The 2518-nt window shown below is 64.1% G+C and carries 2 protein-coding genes; both read right to left on the bottom strand.

Features of this window, described 5'->3' with window-relative positions; translation table 11 throughout:
• The coding region (locus tag ACOJTD_RS11350) for an ABC transporter substrate-binding protein (protein ID WP_420133016.1) at nucleotides 1-1034 on the bottom strand (1034 nt) is incomplete at its 3' end.
• A 228-nt stretch (nucleotides 1035-1262) separates the two neighbouring features.
• Nucleotides 1263-2518: UdgX family uracil-DNA binding protein (locus tag ACOJTD_RS11345; protein ID WP_420133015.1), on the bottom strand; the 1256-nt coding region annotated here is incomplete at its 5' end.

The raw sequence follows: 2518 nt of genomic DNA, 5'->3' as shown, positions 1-2518 counted from the left end.
AGGTCGTCACCGCACTGCTTGATCAGCACCGCGACGGTCTCGGCGATGTTGTAGCCGGTCATGAACGAGGAGTCGGCGCGGCTTGCGTCCGGCGCGTACTTCGCCATGAACTCGTAATACGCCTTCATGCCGGGGTCGTTTTCCCACTGCTTGTCGGTGGCGTCCTTGGCGTAGGAAGCGGAGATGATGCCCTGGGCGTTCTCGAAGCCGGCCGGCTTCATCACGCTGCCTGTCGAGGCCGACACGTTCGGCACGATCATCAGCGGCTTCCAGGCGAGCTCGGCGACCTTCTTGATGGTCTGTGCGGCGAATTTCGGCGTCGCGAAGATCACCAGCACGTCCGGATTGGCGGCCTTGATCTTGACGATGTGCGAGTCGACGGTCGGCTCGGTCAGTTCGTAGCTGTCCTCGACCACGACCTGCGAAGCCTTGGCGCCGAGGCCGTCCTTGAGGCCCTTGAGATAGTCCTTGCCGAAATCGTCGCCCTGATACAGCACGGCGATCTTGGCGTCCGGCTTCTCCTTCATCAGGTACTTGGCATAGATGCGGCCTTCGCTCTGGTAGCTCGGCAGCCAGCCCATCGTCCACGGGAACTTCTTCGGATCGTTCCACTTGGTGGCGCCCGACGCCAGGAACAGATGGGGCACCTTCTTGGCGTTGAGATACTTCTGGATCGCTGTGTTCGACGGCGTGCCGAGCGGCGAGAACATGAACAGCACTTCGTCGCTCTCGACCAGCTTGCGGGTCTGCTCGACCGCCTTCGGCGGTGAATAGGCGTCGTCATAAGAGATGTAGACGATCTTGCGGCCGTTGATGCCGCCCTTGTCGTTGATCATCTTGAAATAGGCGTCTTGCGCCCGGCCGACGCTGCCATAGGCCGAAGCGGGACCGCTGTACGGCACGATGTTGCCGATCTTGACCTCGGTATCGCTGGCGCCGGGGCCGTATTTCTTCTGTGCCATGGCTTGACCGCCAGCGGCGGACAGCAGAGCGGCGGCCGCCAAGGTGGCGATCGAGCGGGAGAGAACGGACATCAAGTTCCTCGCATATTGTTGTTGGTCTTGCTGCAGGCGCTGCTCTGCAGTGCAGCAGTGCGTCGCAGCGATAGCTGTTTCGCGAGGATTGCTCAACCCGATCAGACCGCGAGGGTTACCGAAACTCGTGCGGGTTCGGTTGAATCAAAGGCGTCGCCCTGCCTGCGCGGAAATGTCGCGACGAGCGTGGAGGTTGGTGCGCTGCCGTGCGGAGCGGTCAGCGCCGGCTCAAGCCGCATGCGCCTTCAGATGGGCCGCCACGATCTTGAGGTCGTCGACGAAACGAGAATATTCGCGCTCCTTGGCGTCGGCATCGGGCAGCCGCAGCAGATAAGAGGGGTGCACGGTGACCAGCACCTGTGGGCCGTCGTCGCGCTCGATCAGGTGGCCGCGATTGGCATTGATCGGCGTGAGCTTACCGAGCACGCTCTGCGCCGCGGTGGCCCCCATCGCCACCACGAGCAGCGGCTTGATGGTGGCGAGCTCGCGCTCGTACCATTGCCGGCAGGCCTTGATCTCCGGCGTGTTCGGCTTCTGGTGCAGGCGGATCTTGCCGCGCGGCACGAATGTGAAGTGCTTCACCGCATTGGTGACGTAGGTCTTGGTGCGATCGACGCCGGCCTCGGCCAGCGCGCGGTCGAGCAACTGCCCGGCGGGGCCGACGAAAGGCTTGCCGGCAAGGTCCTCTTTGTCGCCGGGCTGCTCGCCGACCAGCATCACGCTGGCATGCTGCGGGCCTTCGCCGAACACGGTCTGGGTAGCGGGCTTCCACAGATCGCAGTCGCGGCAGCCCTTCGCTTCCTCGCGCAGATGCGCCAGCGTGTCGGCGCCAAGCTTGGGCTTGGCTTTTGTCATCGGCTGCTCCTGTCGCTGCGGCTTCTTCGGCGCGGTCGCCTCGGCCGCGACCATCGCGTGGGTCTTGCGCTCGGCCTCCTCGATCAGCGGCTTGATCAGCGCCGCCTCGGGCAGATTGCGCCAGTATTTCTTTGGCATCTCGGCCTGCATCGCCTTGGTCTTCAGCCGCGCCGGATTGAAGATGCTGGCGTAGTAGGTGAGCCAGGTCTCTTCGAGCCGATCCTCCGACGGCGCCATCGACTTGGCCACACCCGGGGTGAATGCCACCGCATGACCGTCCCAATGCGCGCAAACATCCGGCGTCAGGATCGACCATGCCATGTCGGCGAAGCGGCGCGCGAAGAACGGCGCGGCGAGTTCGACGATGTGGTGCTCGGGCTCGAACCACGCGACATAGCGCGACTTCGGCTCGCGTCCGATCTCGCGGAAGCGCACGAAGGCGTGCATCTTGTGCTCGTCGCGCCGGATCGCCTTGGCCATGGCCTGCAGCCGCGCCACGTCCGGATCGGTGGCGATGTGCATCAGCTCGGGATTAGTCCGCAGCCGCCACAGCAGCTGATACAGATAAGCGAAGCGCTGTGGATCGCGGTGCAGGATCGCGGTCTTGGCAAGCTCGACGAAGCGGGCGG

Source organism: Rhodopseudomonas sp. (genome assembly GCF_048594845.1).
Lineage (GTDB): Bacteria > Pseudomonadota > Alphaproteobacteria > Rhizobiales > Xanthobacteraceae > Rhodopseudomonas.
This window is presented reverse-complemented; position numbering and strand designations above follow the sequence as displayed.